Genomic DNA, 20,355 nt, shown 5'->3' with positions numbered 1-20,355 from the left:
ACGTTGACGTTTTTATTGATTTTGTTCAGTTTTCAAAGATCAATTTTCTTCACTGCCGTTAAAGGCAACTAAATCATGATATCATGCAGTGTCCTAAAAGTCAATAAGTTTTATCTGATTATCATTTCAATAAATCATTGATACAGAATCAAATTCATTTCATCTATGCCATCTTTATCGATGGCGGACGAATAATATAGCATAATTAGAAATATAAAGTCAATAACTTTCCGGGAAATAGTTATAATAAACTAATTAACATTCCCATTTGTATTTCACTGTTTTTTGTCACTATATTGGCGACGGATTAATAATATAACACAGCATCATTTCTATATCAATAACTTTTTAATGATTTTATTTACCTAAAGTGTGTTTTTCTTTTCTTCATTAAAAATATATTAATATTAGCACTGTTGAAGGGATGAAAATTGGCCTTCTTGGAACACTATAACCTAAGCCTTTAAAATATACCTTTTTTAACAAAGCTGATGTCCGAACAAAGAGTCGTGATTTCCAATCTACTTACTTTTCCAACTTAACGATCGAAAATATCTGCTTCATTTAAATTAATTGAACCGTAATATACATACAGTATGTTACACTCACAATTCAAAACGTTGCATTTATATTCTGTTAGCCAGACCAAGACAAACGCTGTCCCTTGATAAATAAGGGACAGCGTTTGTTTTTTCGTTCGTTTTTGAGTGCAATATAATTTCCTTTATATTGCATTCACTATCATTGTAAAAGCAACTCGATAGCTTCTTTTAAAATCCTAAAGTCTTTAAATATTTTTTCTTTAATTCAGAAAAGGACTTTGATTCGAAGCAAACTTGCCTAATTTATTATTCATCTTCCTCTTCTGGATCTAACTGATCATCTACTTCGCCATCGTCAACCCCATTATCCTGGTCTTCTCCATCCCCACACCCAGCTAATCCACCAAGTGTTAATACAGCAGCCATTCCACTAACCATTAATTTCTTTTTCCACTGAAGATCCATTTTTATTTCCTCCCTTGATCTAATCTAAGTTACTATGCAAAGTACCCTTCATTCTGACATTTAAACAAAGAAGTGATCTCTTCTAAGGATAATCTATGTGTGAACAAATATGGATATGCCTACGAATACTAAGCAAAAGAGAGTAGCTACAAATTGTAAGAGACTCCGAAAGGCTAGGAAAGCTGATGTGTACCACCATTGTGTTTATGAGTTCTTGGCTAAAATGCTTAATCTATTCGCCTTTGGTCAGTTCAATACTTTAAGACAAGACCTCTATTCACTGGATCCGTCCTATTTACGGTGCTTTCTCTTCAAATAGGTTAGTTCAATAAGATACATTACAAAAAAAGCCCTGATCTTTGGGATCTAGGGCTTTTCCAATGCAACATAATAACATTTGTTGCATTCAGATTATTTATCGCTTGAGTGCATGATTAGGACTCTTCTTCATAGTGCTTCATTTCTTCGTGAGCACCTTCTTTAGAAAATCCGCCATCCTGCTTCACTTTGTCACCACCCACATAGTAGTTATATCCTTTGTCCAGTTCATTAAGAAAAATTACTTGTATTCCTCCATGATCAAGAGAGACCCCTTCCTGTCTTCTAATGAACCATTTTTCATCTGGATATCTCTCTCGCAAGTGTGTTTCTACTGCATCAATGTTTTCCATCAGTGGTCTGGAAGTGCATCCTTCCTTCGCAGAACGAGAATGGCACATGGCGTCCTCCTTTGTCCTGATCAACAGCCCGGAACTGCGCTTACCTGCCGAGGAAAAGCTTCTTCTCTACAAAAAGCAGAGTCGCGTTGAAATGCGCTTCCGCCTGTTGAAAAATCCAATGCTTTTTCACAACGTGTATTTAAAGAACAGCCGCCGTGTCAAAGTGCTTGGTTACGTCTTTTATCTGGTCCTTCTGCTTTTCCTCGAATACGGTGTACGCCGTTCATTGGAAGAACGGTATGAGGACTGGCTCACGCCGGATAACAAGAAGACTCGGACACCTTCTGTAAAGACGATTGTCAAAACGCTGGACAAAGTGATGACCGTCGCCATCGGCAGTGACCGTCATATTGCAGGACCAACACGGCCTCAGATTCACCATGCCGTAGAATGGGCGGGCTTTGATTTGTCTATTTTGATCAGCCCGATCGTCGACATGAAACAATACACTCGCTAGAAAATGGAATTTTTTAAAAAAGGCTGAGATTCTTGGCAGACAGGTGGCTTCATTTCCAATTAAACAGATTTGAAAATATGAATTAATAAGAGGATCATAGCCAAAATCGCCAAGAATCCAGCGCTCTTCCAAAAAAAGACAGCCGAAAAACCAAAAAAAACTAATTGGATGTTTTTGACATGCGAAATGTCAGACACTCAAAGGAATTAACATTAATCAAAGTATGAGCAGCCAAAAAAACGCCCCGGATTTTTAGAATCCAGGGCGTTTCTAATTCAACATACTAGCATTTATGCTGCGTTTGGAATTGTATATTATTTTTCAAATAGGATAACTGTCCCTTCCAAGAAAGCTCATCGACATATAATAAATCGAGATGATGTATTTTGATCAAGAATATAATCCGAAACATAATAGGTAAAATAACTAGATGGTTCAGGAATCCTTGCCTGCTCGCTTTATCTCCTGCAAGGCGGCGAAGAAGGCTTTTGACATCCGGAAGGCTGCTGCGAAATTCTATCCTCTAGTATGAGCAGAGAAATGTATTGGATTAAGCATCTGTCTCGACTGATAATCTTTTTTTGTGAAAGAGAATAATAAGTTGACTCGTTTCATCAGCAGTGAAGGACCTGAGCCTCGACGGTGAAAAAAGGCGAGGCTGCGTCGTTTTCCGCAAATAAGACTTAAATCGTTTATGCAGGATCATATGCAGACGCAGCCCTTCCACTGGCTCATCCGGCAGTAAGCAGCTACTCGCGCCAGTACGTGCGTTTATATAGCGTGAAATGCAGTCGTACCAATTGTTTAATGTTGTCTTGCATAAACGGACTGACCGCTTGCTGATAACTTTTTGTAAGTCAGCGATAGCCGATAAACGTTGATTTGGCGCGTCTTTCGATTACTTCGAAGTTTACATAAGATATGTAACACAGATATAATTAGTCAAATCTTCAAAGATTACTTGTTTTCTCATTTCGCTTTAATAAGGAAGCCACTCTATAAAAAACAAAATCACATATTTCGTCTAATGCTAATATACCAGACTCGGCAGCATCCACGTCAATTTCATATGCAATACCCACGCCAAATCCGTTTTCAGTGTTTTCTTTCATTAGTTGCAAAGTATTTCCTCTATAAGCGATTTCTGTCCCTATTTCAATAACCATCTTAAAATGTTTATCAAAAGATTCAATAAGCGATTCCTCTAAAGACCATTTTTTTTCATTAAGATTATCGATTTCAAGCAATAATTCTTCATTTCTTTTTTTAAATCCACGATTCAAATCTCTTTCACGTATGGTCTCTCTATATTGTGCAAGCAGTTTGCGATAATCTTCATTCATTCTATTGATTTCAAGTTGTAATTCTATGGTTCTTGCTGACGCGTCACGATACATGTTTTCATTAAATTTTAGTACCTCTGCTATCATTGTAATTAGTTTTCTCTGATCTTCTTCCTGATCCACGACCATTTTTATATGTTTCTCAAGTTTCTCAATTAGTTCAGCAAGTTTCATTACAATTCTCCTTTTATATAATTGAATAAATTTAATTTATGCAATCCATTCAAAAGACAGTTTATGATAAATAGTATCAACCTATTCGTATTATCGTATGGCAAACTTATATCGAATCAACCCATGAGAACACTAATAGGTTTGATTTCATAACTTATGAGTTATGAAATCAAACCGAAAAAGCTCCGTTCTTTTGGATCTGGCTGTTTTTAATACAACATATTTGTCTTTTATTTTCAGTCCATAAAAAGTTTCTTTCAGGAGTGCAAAACGTCTCTATATGCTAAAAGGTTTTTTAAAGAATTTCAATTAGGGCAAATAAATAATATAATACCGGAATTATCATTATAATAAGCCAACTAATCCTCCAAGAAGATTTAAGCTGCATTGCACACAATCCAAATGACAAACCAAATCTAATATGTATAATTGTTTCTTGGTTCCAGACTTTCACTTATATCGCTCATGGCAAAAGGAATAAAAAAGCGTCCTTTTGGGAACCGGGCAGCCGTGTTCGGAAAAGGACGCTTTTTGTAACATATACGAAGAGTTTCTTCGTTTAACATTTCTACATAAATTTTTTCGATGAAAAGATCAGCTTAATTCGACTTTGGTAATTTCACTTAAATAAACCTCGTTTAAAATCGAGTCTTCATACGCGACAACATATTCGATAACGGTCGGTCTTACTGTTCGAATATAAACAAAAGCAGTATCATCCACATGTTCAATGCGAAACTTTTTCCGCTGAACTTGCTTAATATCGAGTTGATTGGTGCTAGCTTCCGGCAGGCTTGTATAATAAATTTCAAAGTCTTCTTCTGACGCATCAATGAATAAATGCCAGGTGTTATACGTTTCTTCTTGATCAATCACCGTTTTGAATTTCCCTTTTTTTCCTCTCCCAAGAAAATACTTGAACTTTGATTCGTCATTTATAATATTGTGGTCAATCACTTTTATACTTCCGCCTTTTCTACTTTGTACAAGTCCAAAGGCAACTCCTGTTTTTCCGGTAGGAGCTGTTAAAACATTTCGGTTAACCACTCTATTTCTTTCTTCTTGTTTTAAATAAGCGGCTTCCGTTCCCAGCGGTGGAAAAACCTCAAAAAAATTATCAGACACCTCTCCCCAGCTTTGAATATTCTGTACTTCCTTTTGGATCAATTTATTAAATAAATTCATAACAACCGGAGATTTACTTGAATTGCCCGCAAGCAGTATGTTTATTTTATTAATTTTGCTGGATTCTGACCGGGCAAAAGCGCGTCGTAAAGACTCAAAGAAATTTTTAATCCCTTTTTCAACTCTTTCCTCGATCAGTTGTTCCATTTCATCTTGGTCAATTAAAAGCTCAACGTTGAGTTTTGCTTGACCGTTTTTGTCAAACAGGTCTGTCCGGATCATTCCTTTTTCAAACTGTTCTTCATACCGTTCATGTTTTTCCCAAAGAGGCCTTAATTTTTCTACCAATTGTTTCGTATTTAAATAAGATTCTTGTGACTCATTAATCAACGTTTCACTTCCGGGAAATTTCGTACATTCCGCTGGGAGAGTAAAAGAGATATTAAGTTCACGCATTATTTTTTGGTTGTTTTTAAACACTTGGAATGCTAAAAACTCCAGCATATTCTCTCCACCTAAATAACGGTCTCCGCCTGCCGCAAAATGTTCAATCACATAGTCATATCTACTTTCTTTCAGGCCCGCTTCACGCCAAATACCAAAATCAAAATCTGTCGTTCCTCCACCAAAATCAAACACGCCATAATACGTTTTTTCATCTTCTTCCGGTTCAAATCCGTATTCTTGCAGAGCACAAATGGCATATGCAGCAGGTTCACTTGCACCTCCCGTGACACGGAATTTTTTCATCAATTCTTCATCTTGCTGAATCGGAATAGGAAGTGTCTTTTTTAACCCACGCTCAAAGCTCTTTAGAATTTTTTCTCTTACCTCTTTTTCGTAGGTGACCGGGAAAGATAAGGTGTAGTCCAGGTAAATTCCATTGTGCTGGTTGTTGATATACAAACCGAGGTAGTAGGCGTATAGCTCAATTGGATTGATTTCCTGCTCTGTTAAGTCCAAAAAGGAACGCAGTACAACAGCATAATCCTTTTTGTCTTTTAATCGGAGATGGTTTTTCTTTTCTCCAGCCCACTGCTTTAGATTATTCAATATGGAATAATAATGATCACTCTTTCCATTCATCAAGCTATTAAAAGCAGTGTGGGAAACCGTCACATCCTGCCACTTTGTATCGGGTCTTCCTTCTTTTTCTAGATAAAGCTCCAAGAAATGTTCTAAATCAATAAATTCAATCACGGTTGGATTTTCATAATGCCAGTCTTGTACTTCAGTGTTAAGGTAGCCAATCCCAATACGCATTGGAAGAGTGAAGTCACTTTCTTCTTGATGAACGACTACTGTACTTTTAGTGCCAAAATCAATTCCAACTATGCCGTCCTGCCTAATATCCATTTTAGGATTTCTTGCCATGATTTCATTATTTAGTTTTATCGTTAAAGGTTTTTCTTCATTGAGGACAGGCCATAAATCCCAATGTCCTCGATTTGGATCTGTTAACATCTTTTCATCATATGTATCGATATCCGCTCTTACTTTTTCAGAGTTTAAAAGTTTCTCAAAAAACGACTTGGAATCAATAGTGATGGATGGCAATTCTTTCTGGAAATTTTCATGATCCAAGTCCTTTAATTGATACAATGCCAGCAAATAATCATACTCTTTTTGGCGTTCTGCACTTAATCCACTTGGTACTAATCCATTTTCCAGCCATAGATGGAGCGCCATTTGATCATTGATTTCAAAGGCGTTTTTCCCGTTTAAACGGAACACAGGAACAAAAAATCCTTTCCCCTGCAAATCGGTTTTTTGATTTACTACATCAAAACTTTGAATGTCGTACTCGTTGAATTTAAACGCTATTGATTTAGAAGAGGTCGCTGCTGGATTGGCAAATATCCTTGAAACGGACGGATTTTTACTCGCAGAGAAATCGTCTAAAGCTATTATTTTCTTAAATACAGGATGATCGGTTGTGTTAAAACTTTTGGCAACTTCTTCATGTGTCATAGCATCACCTTTAAAACCGGAAACATCCAGATGCTTTTTGTAGTCAAAATCTTCATCCATTAATTTATAGTGTTTTCTATAAGGAAATAAAGCGACAATGTTGTGGTCATAAACAACATCTGCATTATTCATGTAAATCCATCTAGAACGGAGCAGCTTTTTAATGTCTTGAAAGAAGCTCGATTCCTCCTCAAAAAAGGCTTCTTCTGCCCTCTGATATAAATCGCTAATTAAAGATCTCACTTCGTTATAAGTCATTGAAATGGAAGAGACCGGAACGGTTTGTGCATCAGGTGAAAATAGAACCTGTTTGTCGTTCTTATCCATTAAGTGAATAGAACTGTCTATCGAATTTTTTTCATCCAAACTTGGTACGCTCTCAAGAGACTCTTTATCTTCTATCGTTTCTTGTTTTTCGACTTCTGTTAAAGATTCTGCTGATAGAGCATCACCAGACTCCATGGAACAGATCACATCACCGATCTTGACTAACGTTTCTTCCACTGCATATAATTCTTTAAGGGTACCTGCCGTTTCCGAAAAGAGGTCAAATTCAATGTCCTCACTGCTCAATTTAGCTAGGGCGTCGCCCACCGCAATATAATCCCCAGGCTGTTTATACCATTGCACAAGAAGAACGTTTTCAATGCCTTCTCCAAGCTCTGGAATCGTAATCGATGTCATTTCAATTTCCCCTTTATTATCATTCTATTTTTTTCTGCTATATTCTCACAATTGATTTTTTAATAATTTTACCATTAATGCTTATATATCCTGGCAGCAGAATTTCCGTAACGTTCCCGGATATTTTGCTATTGAGAGTTCTTATATGCAGGTCTTCTCTGAAGACCTCATTGATTTTCACTTCCTGTGGTTTATATAAAGGGGTATCGTATGTTTTACTGTATTCTTGAAAGAAATACTGAAAAAGAGTGAGCAAGGTTCCTCTTTCTTGCTCCCGCCCTTCCATAATCTCATTTTTAATAAAATCCCACAAAGATGAAATATTTTCATACTGTACACCACAAACAATAAATTCCTGCACTGTATTACCCTTAAAAATTCTTTTCAAGGAGTTTCTGGTGGTTTCTGATAACTGTTGAACAGTCCCATAAAGTTCTTCTGCTTCCCGGTAGTCTGCTCTTCTCTTTTGCAATTCATTAAAATAGGAATTAATTTTTTGATTTAGATTGTGGACCTTTATTTGATACTCATTAATTTCCTCTTTTTTAGACTCAATCTCTTGTTGGAGCCTTGCTATTTCTTTGTCTTTCAGCAGATCCTTAGGTTCCCTCAGTTGACTAAACAAGTCAGCTTCTGCTGTTTCTGCTATTTCTTTTATCTTTTCAATGATTCTTTCGTCTTGAAGAGAAATCATTAATGCGTTAATAAAATCGTCATCTAATTCTTTATTCATCTTTATACCCCTATCAAAGTGTTAACCAACACTGACATACTAATTTAAGCAAAGTATCTCGATGTTTCAGTTACATATTTGTTTATTGAATGATCTTTTTATTGCCTTTATTGCCTTCGAATGTTAGAACCGTATCATCGCGCCCTTGCCTTTTAGAAAGTTCGCTTTTTTATTTGAAATTAATTAAATCATGTCGATTATTGTCGAGTCAATGAAAGTAATCATTATATAGATTGAACTAATTGGGCTTTTTTATGTCAAAATCATTGAATCAAATCTATATTTTATAAATCAGTGAGCAATAAAGTTACTTCATGCTTTCATTGTACATTATGTTTCGAAGGTTTGTTTCACCTCGTTTGATAAAGAGCAGCGTAATATGTTCTTCTTTTTCAAACAGTTACTTACCTGTACACTGAATTTTTTTCAAAATAACATTTTTCATTTCCGGCAAAATTGTTTTGGCCGCGGCACACAGGGTAAAGTAGTTAGCAGGCATTAATGATTACGTGCAACTCTAGGAGGATTTTTAATTATGGATAATAATAAATTTACAAGTGTTTACCACAATGAACAGGACTTGTTAAAAAAAATCATGGAATTGCAGACGATCGGCTTTGCAGATGAAGATATGTATGTGATTGTGCAAAACGAAGAAGATATTTCCATGGTACGAGGCCGTACCGATGTTGGTGTGCAGTCAGCCGATATGTCATTTGGTGACCGATTTGCAGCTTTTCTGCTCGGTGATACACCGATCCGCGATGCGCTGCTCCGCACAGGAATGACGGAGGAAGAAGCCGATATCCGTTATGACGAAATCAAAAACGGCGGCATGCTGCTGTATGCAGACCGTGACTATGCGAGCCAGTACAGCGATTCTTATTCGGCAGATCAGGAAATGAGCGCAACAGACAGCACTTTACATGCCGGTACTGACAGTTCTACCTTAGATACAGCCCGGACACCTGCCGAAGAAACGCTTCTCCTTCATGAAGAGCGCTTGTCCATCGACAAAGACCGCGTGCAGACAGGTGAAATTCAAATCAAAAAAGAAGTCGTCGAAGAACAGCAGGTCATGGATGTACCGGTAGATCGGGAAGAAGTGATCATTGAACGCCGTCCTGTGACAGGCCAAGAGAGCGAAGATGCAGCACTGCACAGCCCAGGTCACCGGGTATTTGAAGACACATCTGAAACGATTCGTGTGCCGATTATAGAGGAACAAATCGAAATAACGAAAAAACCGGTCGTTACTGAAGAAATTGTTATTCAAAAACAGACGGTGCAAGACACAGAAACGGTACGGGATACTGTTCGCCAGGAAAAAGCTCGTATTCAAAAAGAAGGACATGTTATTGAAGAAGATAATTTAAACTAACCGTAATTCACCCGCTCTTGGTTAAGAGCGGGTGAATTACTTTTTATTGCGAGTAAAAGCCTTTCATCAATTTATCCAGCAGCTCTGGAGCCTATACCTGGACAAATTCCTTTTCCAAGTCATTTATTGACTATTGTTTCGATTAACGGCTGCTGGTTTTCCCCTGACTTCCTGCATTCTTCCCTGTATGTGCCCCATCAAAAGCAGAAAAGCGTCAATTTTTATTTGTTTTTTACATGGGACCGTTTTTACTGCGTCACTTACATCCCTTACCAATTCTCCTGCATACGCCCGTAGCACTGCTGGCAAATACCGTGCGGGTAATCCCAGTCCAGTTGTCTGCCGCACCGGTTGCACGTTTTGTTCAATGTTTTCATGTTTCGGTCGAGCCACTGATGAATATCATCCGCCAGCTCTTTTTTTACCCGCTCCCAATAATACGCTTCGGTGACTTGGTCCTGCCGGTATAAAAACATTAAATGAAGTTCTACTGCTTTGTAAGACAGCTCCAGCTTCTCGAGACTCCCTTTTTGGATAGCCGGCTCCGGCATGGTAGTGCCGCCGATCAATGAGGCAAGCGCCAGTTTCCATTGGTCTGAGAGCGTTTTTTCATAAGCAGAAAACGGCATCTGCAAGTAGCTGTACAGTTCTTCCATCGACAGGCGATCTTCAATTAGTGTTCCTTTCACAAGTCCGTAAAGCAGCTTTTCTTGAGCAAGCGATGCTTTTTGAGTCCCTTTCGGTGGTGTGAATTCCGCCCAAAGAGAAAAAAACGTACCGAGTTCTTGATAATAGCGCAGGAAACGCTCGAGCACGCTTCGGGTAGGCGCGATGGTAAATGTTTGAATCGGCGCATCGCCTCCTTCGAGCAGCTGCTTCATTCGTTTCCTGTCTTCCATGAAAATCACTTCTCCCTGATCGTAAAGACCCCGGCGCCCGGCGCGTCCGGCAATTTGTTTCACTTCCTGCGTAGTCAGTAAACGCCGGCGCACACCATCAAATTTATGGCTGTCCATTAAAATGACCCGCCGAATCGGCAAGTTCAGTCCCATGCCAATCGCATCAGTCGCGACGACCACCTGCGTTTTTCCGGACACAAAGTCTTCCATTTGACGCTGGCGTGATTCAGGCGGCATGTTGCCGTAAATGACGCTCACTCCGTGTCCGTCGGCTTCGAGCTTTGCGGCAAGCTGCAGCACCCGTTTTCTTGAAAAAGCGACGAGCGCATCCCCTTTTTGAACACGATTGAGTCGGAACGCCTTGTTGTGGACAAGCAGTGGGGTTTCCCGTTTGTAATGCCGCACTTCTACATTGGCTTCTTCGCCCAGCAAGCCGAGCACCAAGTTTTTCATATTCGGGCTGCCGATAATATGCACTTCTTTTGCGCGCGCTCTTGTAATGCTGCGAAACCAATGAAATCCGCGTTCCCGATCTTGAATCATCTGTGCTTCATCGATCACAATAATATCGTACGATGTTTTTTCTTCGAACATTTCTACCGTGCAGGAAGCGTGGCTTGCGCCTTCTGTTTGTTTTTCTTCCTCCCCGGTTTTCATATCGCATAATACGCCTTCCCGATTCAGCTTTTCATATACTTCCAGCGCCAGCAGCCGAAGCGGCGCCAAATACAAACCACTTTTTCTCTTTTTCAATTCTTCCAGCGCGGTATATGTTTTCCCTGTGTTTGTATCTCCCACGTGAACAACATACTGGACATGCGGCAAAGGTGCCGGTATGTATTCTTCTCCAAAAATATAAGAAAGGCGCTTTTGTCGTTCTGTTTGTTCGGCTTGTGCCCTTGTTTTACGCGGGGAAAGGACAAGCCGCTCTCGTTCTTTTCCTTTTGATTTCGGGCTTTTCTTTTCCTTGTACGTAGTACTCTTCGCCAGCTGGCTCCACTTATCTTTATATTCGCTTTTTGTCCACTCATAGCCGTTAAAAGGACGGAGATTCTCGAGCGTTTGGTAAAATAGCCGATTGATTTGGCCCGGAGATCGCCCCGTTTCATCTAAATAAGCGGCTTTCTCGTCCCCGCTGAAAGAACTTACGAGCATCTCCCGCCATTTTTTTTGCCAAACTCCCTCCAGAAAAGCTTTTTGCTTGCTCAAGTACTCTTGAAAACGAGGATTTTCTTCTGTTTCCAAGTACTCTTTTAAGTTGCTTTGAATGTGCTGCTTTGTGCGCATGACCGTTTTTGCATGCCGCGCGTCAATCTCTTGTTGGGTAATGGACACGTTCTGGGTCTCCTTTTCATTGTTTCTTTGTTATCTTTATCTTATCATGCAGCCAATCTGACTACCCCTTAAATGTTTTCTTTATATCCTGCACAATGAAAGCCGTCATTTTAGGCTTCATTAACAAAAAATGATTGTCTCGATACATTTTCAAAGTGGAATTTGGGATAGCTTTGTTCGATATCTTTTGATACTTTACTTCCGCAATGTCATCTTCAAGGCCGCCGATAATGAGCGGATTAGCCTTAATATCCCCTAGCTTTGATTCAATATCAAAGTGCTCCGAGAGATTGGCCAATAAATCCTGAATGTATTTCGCCTAATGGTCCTTTCTCTTATGTCTTACCCATAAACCGCCTGTTCTTTTCATAATATGATATAGTAAAAAAAATTACGAGAAATGAACAGGGGCGGCTGTATAGTGTAAAAGGGGGATATACGATGAGAAGAATTATTTTTTCGACCGAGAGCGGAGCAGATTTACCAAGCGATTTAGCTTACAAACACGATGTCCAGGTGGTCCCGATGCATGTCATTATGGATGGGAAGGACTATTTGGACGGTTCAATACCCGTCGCGGATATTTATGACTTCTATGAACGCACGAAAAAAATACCTTCTACAACATCCACCAATTCCAATGAATATCATGATTTTTTTACAAAGATAAAAGCGGATTTCCCCGATTGTATCATTGTTCACATTGGCTATACATCGCGGGCGTCCTCCTCTTTCCAAAACGCGACAATCGCAGCGGATGGTTTTGAAGATATTTTTCTCATTGACGCTTTGAACGTCTCAGGCGGATTGACTGCGATTGTCATGTACGCTGTTACTTTGTTAGAGAATAACCCAGCTGTTGCACCTGCTCGCTTGATCGAAAAAATCGAATCAATAATTCCTAAATCAAGACTCGCTTTCGTTCCCGGCAGCTTGGAATTTTTAAGAGCGGGCGGCCGTGTATCAAATGCGGCTTATCTCGGAGGGTCTTTATTAAAAATAAAGCCGCTAATTGAATTAGTTGAAGGCAAACTGGTTTCGACCAAAAAATATCGCGGGAAAATGAGCGGCGTCACAGAAAACATGATGCGGGATTATTTAAACCAGTACAAGATTGATAAAGAACAGCTGTATTTTCTATACTCAATTGGACTTGATGAACGGATCAAGCAGCGGATAGATGAAATCGCCGAAGAAGCTGGTTTTAAAAATGTAAAATGGATTCAAGCCGGCGCTGTGATCTCTACCCATGGCGGTCCTGGTGCCTTCGGGATTGCCGGATTAGAAAAATAACCTTTTTTATTGGTTTAACGATAAGCAGAATAGCAGATTTACAATAAATGTTTTCTGTTTATTCTAAAATCTTGCTTAGTTGTTAAAAAATAGATTTAAGTCTGTAATATAACGCCCTCCACCACTCTATATGCCGTGATTTATTTAAATTCTCTAGTATGGGAGTGTTTAAAAACATTGACAACGGCACCGGCGAGTCATTTAAAGACCTGCTTCAGCTGCAGTGGCTAAATATAAAAGAAGGAGCTGTCCCATAAGTGACTGTCTCCTTCCAAAGTACACAAAATATATAAAGATTCATTTTCTTAATTTAAATAAACTGCTTCGTTCAATTAAGAAAAGTGGAGATTGTGCCCGACTTCTGTGAGGGAAATAGCTTTTTTCATGTTCTTCGCGAGCACAAGATTTTGATGCTTTTATTATAAAAAAAGCCTGCAAGCATCGTCTTCAAAATGAAGACATTGCTTACAAGCTGAAAGGAGGCGATTTAAGCTAGCGCCTCCTTTTCTTTCTTACTTTTATGCTTCACTGCATATTTTAAAATGTCTTCTACCCACACAGGAATATAAAACAAAGCGGCCTCAAATTAAAAATTTGAAAGCCGCTTTGTCTACAGTCTGAGACTGCCTTTTTTATCATTCTTTTAAACTAAATCCCCTGTTACGGACATAGAACGTTGTTGGAGGCTGTCGGAAAGCACACTATACGCAATTACTTTCTTCTTGTACTGTCTGACTACATCCACGTGATCTTTATAACTGTACACAAATAATTTAACATCTTTTTTGCCTCTTTTAGCATCAATGACTAATGGAGTCCCACCGTTCTCTGGCTGCAAAAACAATTGCTCGTTCCCTGGAAATATATAATATTTTTTTAAAACTGTAGCTTCGTTAAAATAATTAACAACTTGAATTTTATCTTCATCTTCCAAGCGTTTTCCATCAATAGTTACGATCACATTCTCGTCACTAAGTTTTGCATGCATTTCAAATTTGTTGATTAGTCCTTCCACCACAAAGGTTGGAAGACAGGACACTAATAATTTAGCAGCACTCGCGAGAATTATCAAAAGTATAGCCGTCCCTGTCATATTTCATCATCTCCGTTACACTCTAAAGTAAATATTATTATATAACTTATACTATCATGAGTGCCGTCAGTTTTTTCTTAGAAAATTAAACCATTCTATGAACGTTTCATTTTTTTGAAAAGTTGCACTTAAACGAATGGGTGCTTTAATTATTGGGACTTTTTAGAGAGGATAAAGGACTCCCTGATCGTAATATCTTTGGCTCCCTTATGCTACTTATAATGTGAAAGTTAACCTAAATTTTTATCTGCTTTGTTTTAGGTGTTTTTTCTGCCACTACTCTTAAAAAGTCTTGGACTTGAGTCAATATCTTGGACACAAATAAGTTAACTTTTTATGCGGATTGATTAAATTGATCTTCTACTTCTTGAGGCGTTTGAAAGTGGAGTTAGTATAGTTTTATGGACACGCTTTAATTAAGTCCTTACGATCATTTTTGAGAGGATGGGTCCTGTGCTGGCTGTTTCAGTGAAGCCAGTATCGCTTGTCCGACCACTTCACCGCCTCTGTTTCCCGCTTCAGGCCATAGGTCAATGATTTAAATCCGCTTGTTACATGACATCTACATCATGTTCAATCACCAAAACCGTATTGCTATATCCCGCAATTGTTTCAGCACTTCCACTAAGCCCTCCGTATCTTTCGGATGAAGACCTGCTATAGGTTCATCCAGAATATAGAGAACGCCGGTCAAGCTGGAACCAAGAATTGTCGCCAACTGAAGCCGCTGCGATTCTCCGCCTGAAAACTTGATTGCTTGGCTTTCCATCAATAAATAGCCCAGGCCGACATTCTAATGGGTACCGTCTTTATACTCCCCTGCACCTTTGCCAAATCTTACTGATACGGATGTTGCGAAAAAAACGTGTATTTCCTGGAGAATATGAAAGAAATTGTCCAAACAGTTGAATACCATAACCTTAAAAAGCTAAGAATATTACGCAAGATGCATTGCTGAGCATTAACAATCGCAACCAGGAACAGCTACAAGGTATTCATCAGTTGGTCCAGCTTTGTAAAATACTCAAGCTAATGGATTAATAGAACAGTAGTTTATAGCCAACCTTAAAATCCATGGATTTTAAGGTTGGCTATTTTAATTTTGATATCTCTATCGAAAGTATAGAGAAAGGACTTACTTTTTTAATTTACAAACCCAGTTTTAAGCATCCTTTTTTGTGAAAAATGATGTACTCTCATAAATTGACATAGCACAAGAAAAGGCGTAATTTAATTAAGTGATAATTAATAGTTCCATTACGAACTGTTCGAAAAGGAATAAAGGAGTTGATCCAATGGAAAGTGAAAATCAAAAGTTAATGCGCTCCACACAGGTTTTACATTCATTTGCGGGTGTACAAAATATTATGATGCGTTTTATTCAAAAGTCTGCAGTGGAAAACGGCTTATCGGTTCCACAATATTCTATTTTGATGACCCTCATATTTTGTAAGGAAATGACACAAAAAAACGTTGGAGAGAAAACCTTTCTTCCGAAAAGCACATTGAGTCAAGCCGTCGATGGATTAGTGCGGGAAGGTTTTCTAAAGCGCCAGCAAGTAGAAGGCAATCGCCGGGAAGTTTTGTTATCGCTCAGCGAAAAAGGGATCACTCGCATCCGAACGCTTCATTTACAAGAAGGCGGCATTCATCAAGTATTCCAATCCGTGCTTGAATCTCTGACTGAGCAGAAAGTGGACGACTTGCTCGAAACCCATCAACAAATTACAGCTTCACTTGAAAAATTAGAAGCAGAGGAGCAGCTGAAATGATAAAAATCCTGAAAAACTTAACGTTTTATAAATGGTCTGTTTCAGCAGTCGTCATTCTTGTTTTTATTCAAACGATAGCGGATCTTTTTTTGCCAACGTTAATGGCGGACATTATCGATAAAGGAGTCGTTACCGGAGACACACCTTATATATGGAAAGTTGGCGGTGTGATGCTGGCCGTTTCAGCACTCGGGGTTATCGCATCGATCTTTGCCAGTTTTTATTCAGCGAAAGCGGCGATGGGACTGGGTCGCGATCTCCGGCGGAACGTCTTCAATCATGTCGGGAAATTCACGTTGCAGGAATTTGACGAAGTGGGAACGGCGTCATTGATCACCCGGACGACTAATGACATCACGCAAGTCCAGCAAGTAGTCATCATGATGCTTCGTATGTTGATCAGTGCACCGATCATGCTGACGGGCGGCCTCATTATGGCTGTATCAAAAGACGCCAATCTATCACTTGTCGTTGTCGCTGCCATGCCGTTTTTAATCGGGGCCATTTTATTGATCCTGAAAAAAGGCATGCCTCTTTTTCAAGCAGTGCAACAGCATTTGGACCGCTTGAACTTGGTGTTACGCGAAAACCTCACGGGCATCCGCGTTATCCGAGCGTTTAATCGTGAAGCCGAGGAAAAAGTGCGTATGACAAAAGCGAACCGGGAATTGACGGATGTGTCGATCCAGGTTAATAAAGTCATGGCGTTCATGATGCCGGTCATGATGCTCGTCATGAACTTGACGGTTGTCGGCATCATTTGGTTCGGGGGAATCCGGATCGATAATGGCGCTATGCAAATCGGTGACTTGATGGCGTTTATCCAATATGTCATGCAAATCATGTTCGCACTTGTCATGGCGTCCATGATGTTCATCATGGTACCCCGTGCAGCCGTGTCAGCCAACCGGATCAACGAAGTGCTCGAAATGGAACCGTTGTTTCAAGATGACGGAACAGAAAAAGCGGACCGTGAACATGGCACGCTTGAATTTGAAGACGTGACGTTTAGCTATCCAGGAGCAGAAAAACCGGCATTGTCGAATATCAGTTTTGCTGCAAAACCTGGCGAAATCACTGCCATCATCGGAGGGACGGGTTCCGGAAAATCCACGCTCGTCAATTTGATTCCGCGCTTTTATGATATTTCCAGCGGAACCATCCGGGTTAATGGCGTGGATATCTGCAACGTGCCACAAGATGAAGTGCGTGCGAAAATCGGCTTTGTGCCACAAAAAACCACCTTGTTCACTGGAACGATTGCAGACAATATCCGTTTTGGAAAACAAGGTGCCACACAAGAAGAAATAGAACATGCGGCCCGCATTGCGCAGGCGGAAGATTTTATTCGCAATATGAAAGATGGCTACGAGGCAGAAGTTGAACAAGGCGGCTCGAATTTATCAGGCGGACAAAAACAGCGGCTGTCGATTGCGCGGGCGCTCATCCGCAAGCCGGATCTGTATATTTTTGATGACAGTTTTTCAGCACTGGACTTCAAGACAGATGCGAGACTGCGGGCTGCGCTGAAAGATGAAACAAGAACTGCAACGATGTTGCTCGTTGCACAGCGTGTCAGGACAGTTGTCGATGCTGACCGGATTATCGTATTGGAAGAAGGCCGCATTGCAGGCATGGGCACTCACGAAGAGCTGCTCCACACAAATGAAGTCTATCGGGAAATCGTGTTATCCCAGCTGACAGAGGAGGAAATCGCATGAGCAGCCAGAAAAAACCTCAAAGCGGCGGACAGCCAGGGTTTGGTCCTGGCGGCGGAAATATGATGATGATGGGACAAAAGCCGAAAGACTTTAAAGGGACTTTGCGGCGCCTCCTTGTTTACTTGAAACCGCGGCGCAATAAATTGATTGCTGTTTTCTTTGCCGCCATATTGAGTACGATTTTCATGATTGTGGGGCCGAAAATCATGGGAACGGCGATCACTGAGTTATTTGAAGGAGCTTACGGGAAATTTCAAGGAGTTCCTGGAGCCGCCATAGACTTCGAGAAAATCGGCCACATCCTATTGCTGCTTGGCGGCTTGTATATCCTCAGCAGCTTGTTCAGCTATATACAGCAATATATTATGTCCACTGTCGCACAGGATACCGTGTATGACTTGCGGGAAGATGTCAATAAGAAGCTGGAAAAACTGCCGCTCACATATTTTGACGGACGCCCGAACGGCGAAACACTCAGCAGGATGACCAATGACATTGACACCATCGGCAGCACACTGCAACAAAGCTTGACGCAATTCATCACATCCATTGTGACGATTGTCGGGATTATCATTATGATGCTGTCGATCAGCCCTTTGCTAACGGCGATTGCGATCGTCAGCTTGCCGGTATCGATTTTCGCTATCCAACCGATTTTAAAAAAATCTCAAAAGCATTTTGCTAACCAACAGCGCACTCTTGGCCAACTAAATGGCCATATTGAAGAAATGTACACAGGCCATCAAGTCGTAAAAGCCTTCGGATATGAAAAAAAATCGGGCAAACAATTTGATCTCGTCAATGATGAATTATATGAAGCGGGAAGCAAAGCCCAGTTTATCTCTGGAATCATCATGCCGCTGATGATGTTTATTGGCAATATCAGTTATGTTTTGATCAGTGTAGTAGGCGGCATTCTCGTTACGCAACGCTCCATTTCAATTGGTGATATCCAAGCCTTTATTACGTATTCGAAACAGTTTACCCAGCCGATTACGCAAACCGCGAATATCGCGAATGTTATTCAATCGACGATCGCTGCAGCTGAACGGGTATTCGAACTGCTTGACGAAGAAGAAGAAACGAAAGAAATTATAACGTCCCGTTTAACGAGAGCTGAAGGCACTGTTGCGTTTGAAGGTGTGGACTTTGGCTACGGGGACGACTTGTTGATTGAAAACATGAACATCGATGTTTCCCCCGGCCAGACCGTGGCCATCGTTGGACCAACGGGTGCCGGAAAAACAACTTTGATCAATTTATTGATGCGTTTTTATGAGCTGAATGGCGGCATGATTAAAATCGATGGCTTGGATACCCGAAAAATGTCCCGCGATGACCTCCGGAAAAGTTTCGGGATGGTGCTCCAAGACACTTGGCTCTTTAATGGAACGATCAAAGATAATATCGCATACGGCAAAAACGGGGCTTCAGACGAAGAAATATTCGAAGCTGCCCGCACAGCCCAGGCGGATCATTTTATCCGGACATTGCCAGAAGGCTACGAAACCATTTTAAATGAAGAAGCTTCGAACATTTCACAAGGGCAAAAGCAGCTCCTGACCATTGCGCGGGCTGTTTTGGCGGATTCGCCAATCATGATTTTGGATGAAGCGACATCGAGCGTGGATACACGGACCGAAGTCTTTATCCAACAAGCGATGAACCGTTTAATGGAAGGACGTACGAGCTTTGTCATTGCCCATCGCCTGTCGACGATTAAAGATGCTGATCTGATTTTGGTAATGGACCAAGGAAAAGTCATCGAGCAAGGAACGCATGCTGAACTATTGGAAAAACGAGGATTCTACGAAGAATTGTATAACAGTCAGTTTTCTGAAAAATCAGCTGGATAATAGAAGAGGATAACTCAAAGGATCGGTGAAAAATGATTTTGAGTTATCCCTTTTTCTTTCTTTTTTCCACATGTATTATAATGTTCTCTACCCACAAAAGAACATTTAGGTCTTTAGCATTTAAGCCTTGAAACGTGCTCTGGTTTAAACTATGATTCAAATTTGCGAGCTGATTCAGTAAATAAGGAGAAATTATTTGCTCTTCAACACATTGCTTTTGCCCGCTCTTTCATCTTCATGGAATTCATATTTCCTATCGTTCCACTTATGATCAACGACCAGACAGCAATGAAAATCAAAAGGTATAACTTAGCTGAAACACATTGCCCTTAACAAAATCACTTTATACATAAAAAGAAATAGAGGTTGTTCCAAAACCAATTTAGCCTGATTGTTGGAACAGTCTCGTATTATTTTACTGTCACTAGATGTTATTTTAAAAATCTTAGATTAATTATGGATGTTTATTAAGCAACTAGCCCTTTTGTTGCTTTTAACAATATATTTTAATACTTTTAAACCTTTTAATCTTTTAAGGAGCTGAGATCCATTGGTACATAAGGGTTTACAGCCTCTATATGTGGACAATTTCGGTTTTAAATGCGGACAATTTCGGTTTTAAATGTGGACGATTTCGGTTTTAAATGTGGACGATTTCGGTTTTCATATATGGACGATTTCGGTTTTAAATATGGACAATTTCGGTTTGAATGTGGACGATTTCGGTTTTAAATGCGGACATTTTCGGTTTCAGGGGCTTTATAATGGTTTTAGCCCATTTAACCATGGTGT

At 40.0% G+C, this 20,355-nt stretch carries 13 protein-coding genes and 1 pseudogene; 6 read left to right on the top strand and 8 right to left on the bottom strand.

The window, feature by feature from the left end:
- Positions 1–848 precede the first annotated feature (848 nt).
- Both NLX67_RS20395 and NLX67_RS20390 read right to left on the bottom strand, forming a co-directional pair.
- Positions 849–1,007 carry a hypothetical protein gene (locus NLX67_RS20395; RefSeq protein WP_254313263.1) on the bottom strand — a complete coding sequence of 53 codons (159 nt, stop codon included), beginning with the start codon at positions 1,005–1,007 and terminating at the stop codon, positions 849–851.
- A 434-nt stretch (positions 1,008–1,441) separates the two neighbouring features.
- The gene (locus tag NLX67_RS20390; protein ID WP_254313262.1) at positions 1,442–1,726 is read right to left on the bottom strand and encodes a hypothetical protein; all 285 of its coding nucleotides are present in this window, start codon (positions 1,724–1,726) and stop codon (positions 1,442–1,444) included.
- Between NLX67_RS20390 and NLX67_RS20385 the strand changes: the two genes are divergently transcribed.
- On the top strand, positions 1,725–2,183 hold the full coding sequence (locus tag NLX67_RS20385) for a hypothetical protein (RefSeq protein WP_254313261.1): 459 nt from the start codon (positions 1,725–1,727) through the stop codon (positions 2,181–2,183). The genes NLX67_RS20390 and NLX67_RS20385 overlap by 2 nt on opposite strands.
- 950 nt (positions 2,184–3,133) lie before the next feature.
- On the opposite strand, the gene NLX67_RS20380 is transcribed toward NLX67_RS20385, so the two are convergent.
- The 3 genes from NLX67_RS20380 to NLX67_RS20370 all read right to left on the bottom strand — a co-directional run bounded on the left by NLX67_RS20380 (position 3,134) and on the right by NLX67_RS20370 (position 8,213).
- Positions 3,134–3,700, bottom strand: a complete 567-nt coding sequence (locus tag NLX67_RS20380; RefSeq protein WP_254313260.1) for a FliH/SctL family protein — start codon at positions 3,698–3,700, stop codon at positions 3,134–3,136.
- A 594-nt stretch (positions 3,701–4,294) separates the two neighbouring features.
- Positions 4,295–7,480, bottom strand: a complete 3,186-nt coding sequence (locus tag NLX67_RS20375; RefSeq protein ID WP_254313259.1) for a biotin/lipoyl-containing protein — start codon at positions 7,478–7,480, stop codon at positions 4,295–4,297.
- Positions 7,481–7,517: 37 nt separating this feature from the next.
- Positions 7,518–8,213 carry a coiled-coil domain-containing protein gene (locus NLX67_RS20370; protein WP_254313258.1) on the bottom strand — a complete coding sequence of 232 codons (696 nt, stop codon included), beginning with the start codon at positions 8,211–8,213 and terminating at the stop codon, positions 7,518–7,520.
- A gap of 535 nt (positions 8,214–8,748) precedes the next feature.
- On the opposite strand from NLX67_RS20370, the gene NLX67_RS20365 reads away from it, so the two are divergent.
- On the top strand, positions 8,749–9,594 hold the full coding sequence (locus NLX67_RS20365; RefSeq protein ID WP_254313257.1) for a YsnF/AvaK domain-containing protein: 846 nt from the start codon (positions 8,749–8,751) through the stop codon (positions 9,592–9,594).
- A gap of 269 nt (positions 9,595–9,863) precedes the next feature.
- Here the strand turns inward: NLX67_RS20365 and NLX67_RS23120 are convergent, their stop codons facing one another.
- On the bottom strand, positions 9,864–11,828 hold the full coding sequence (locus NLX67_RS23120; protein WP_254313256.1) for a helicase-related protein: 1,965 nt from the start codon (positions 11,826–11,828) through the stop codon (positions 9,864–9,866).
- A 441-nt stretch (positions 11,829–12,269) separates the two neighbouring features.
- Between NLX67_RS23120 and NLX67_RS20355 the strand changes: the two genes are divergently transcribed.
- Entirely contained in the window at positions 12,270–13,121 is an 852-nt protein-coding gene (locus tag NLX67_RS20355) for a DegV family protein (RefSeq protein ID WP_254313255.1), read from the top strand.
- A gap of 643 nt (positions 13,122–13,764) precedes the next feature.
- On the opposite strand, the gene NLX67_RS20350 is transcribed toward NLX67_RS20355, so the two are convergent.
- Both NLX67_RS20350 and uvrA read right to left on the bottom strand, forming a co-directional pair.
- Positions 13,765–14,214: a YfmQ family protein gene (locus tag NLX67_RS20350; protein ID WP_254313254.1), complete on the bottom strand. Its 450-nt coding sequence runs from the start codon at positions 14,212–14,214 to the stop codon at positions 13,765–13,767.
- 466 nt (positions 14,215–14,680) lie between these two features.
- A pseudogene (gene uvrA / locus NLX67_RS20345) lies at positions 14,681–15,007 on the bottom strand (ABC-ATPase UvrA); the annotation flags it as partial.
- A 502-nt stretch (positions 15,008–15,509) separates the two neighbouring features.
- Between uvrA and NLX67_RS20340 the strand changes: the two are divergent.
- From NLX67_RS20340 to NLX67_RS20330, 3 genes are read left to right on the top strand one after another with little or no spacing between them, the layout of a single operon-like run.
- Entirely contained in the window at positions 15,510–15,986 is a 477-nt protein-coding gene (locus NLX67_RS20340; RefSeq protein ID WP_254313253.1) for a MarR family winged helix-turn-helix transcriptional regulator, read from the top strand.
- Entirely contained in the window at positions 15,983–17,707 is a 1,725-nt protein-coding gene (locus NLX67_RS20335) for an ABC transporter ATP-binding protein (protein WP_254313252.1), read from the top strand. The genes NLX67_RS20340 and NLX67_RS20335 overlap by 4 nt, the downstream gene beginning before the upstream one ends.
- Positions 17,704–19,563 carry an ABC transporter ATP-binding protein gene (locus tag NLX67_RS20330; RefSeq protein WP_254313251.1) on the top strand — a complete coding sequence of 620 codons (1,860 nt, stop codon included), beginning with the start codon at positions 17,704–17,706 and terminating at the stop codon, positions 19,561–19,563. Before NLX67_RS20335 ends, NLX67_RS20330 begins: the two co-directional genes overlap by 4 nt.
- Positions 19,564–20,355: the final 792 nt, after the last annotated feature.

The organism is Domibacillus sp. A3M-37, from assembly GCF_024213455.1.
Lineage (GTDB): Bacteria > Bacillota > Bacilli > Bacillales > Domibacillaceae > Domibacillus > Domibacillus tundrae.
This window is presented reverse-complemented; position numbering and strand designations above follow the sequence as displayed.

What these genes read in the sequence shown, in the direction of transcription:
- NLX67_RS20395 (WP_254313263.1), bottom strand. Translation starts at nt 1,007, where the DNA reads ATGGATCTTCAGTGGAAAAAGAAATTAATGGTTAGTGGAATGGCTGCT.
- NLX67_RS20385 (WP_254313261.1), top strand. Translation starts at nt 1,725, where the DNA reads ATGGCGTCCTCCTTTGTCCTGATCAACAGCCCGGAACTGCGCTTACCT.
- NLX67_RS20390 (WP_254313262.1), bottom strand. Translation starts at nt 1,726, where the DNA reads ATGTGCCATTCTCGTTCTGCGAAGGAAGGATGCACTTCCAGACCACTG.
- NLX67_RS20380 (WP_254313260.1), bottom strand. Translation starts at nt 3,700, where the DNA reads ATGAAACTTGCTGAACTAATTGAGAAACTTGAGAAACATATAAAAATG.
- NLX67_RS20375 (WP_254313259.1), bottom strand. Translation starts at nt 7,480, where the DNA reads ATGACATCGATTACGATTCCAGAGCTTGGAGAAGGCATTGAAAACGTT.
- NLX67_RS20370 (WP_254313258.1), bottom strand. Translation starts at nt 8,213, where the DNA reads ATGAATAAAGAATTAGATGACGATTTTATTAACGCATTAATGATTTCT.
- NLX67_RS20365 (WP_254313257.1), top strand. Translation starts at nt 8,749, where the DNA reads ATGGATAATAATAAATTTACAAGTGTTTACCACAATGAACAGGACTTG.
- NLX67_RS20355 (WP_254313255.1), top strand. Translation starts at nt 12,270, where the DNA reads ATGAGAAGAATTATTTTTTCGACCGAGAGCGGAGCAGATTTACCAAGC.
- NLX67_RS20350 (WP_254313254.1), bottom strand. Translation starts at nt 14,214, where the DNA reads ATGACAGGGACGGCTATACTTTTGATAATTCTCGCGAGTGCTGCTAAA.
- NLX67_RS20340 (WP_254313253.1), top strand. Translation starts at nt 15,510, where the DNA reads ATGGAAAGTGAAAATCAAAAGTTAATGCGCTCCACACAGGTTTTACAT.
- NLX67_RS20335 (WP_254313252.1), top strand. Translation starts at nt 15,983, where the DNA reads ATGATAAAAATCCTGAAAAACTTAACGTTTTATAAATGGTCTGTTTCA.
- NLX67_RS20330 (WP_254313251.1), top strand. Translation starts at nt 17,704, where the DNA reads ATGAGCAGCCAGAAAAAACCTCAAAGCGGCGGACAGCCAGGGTTTGGT.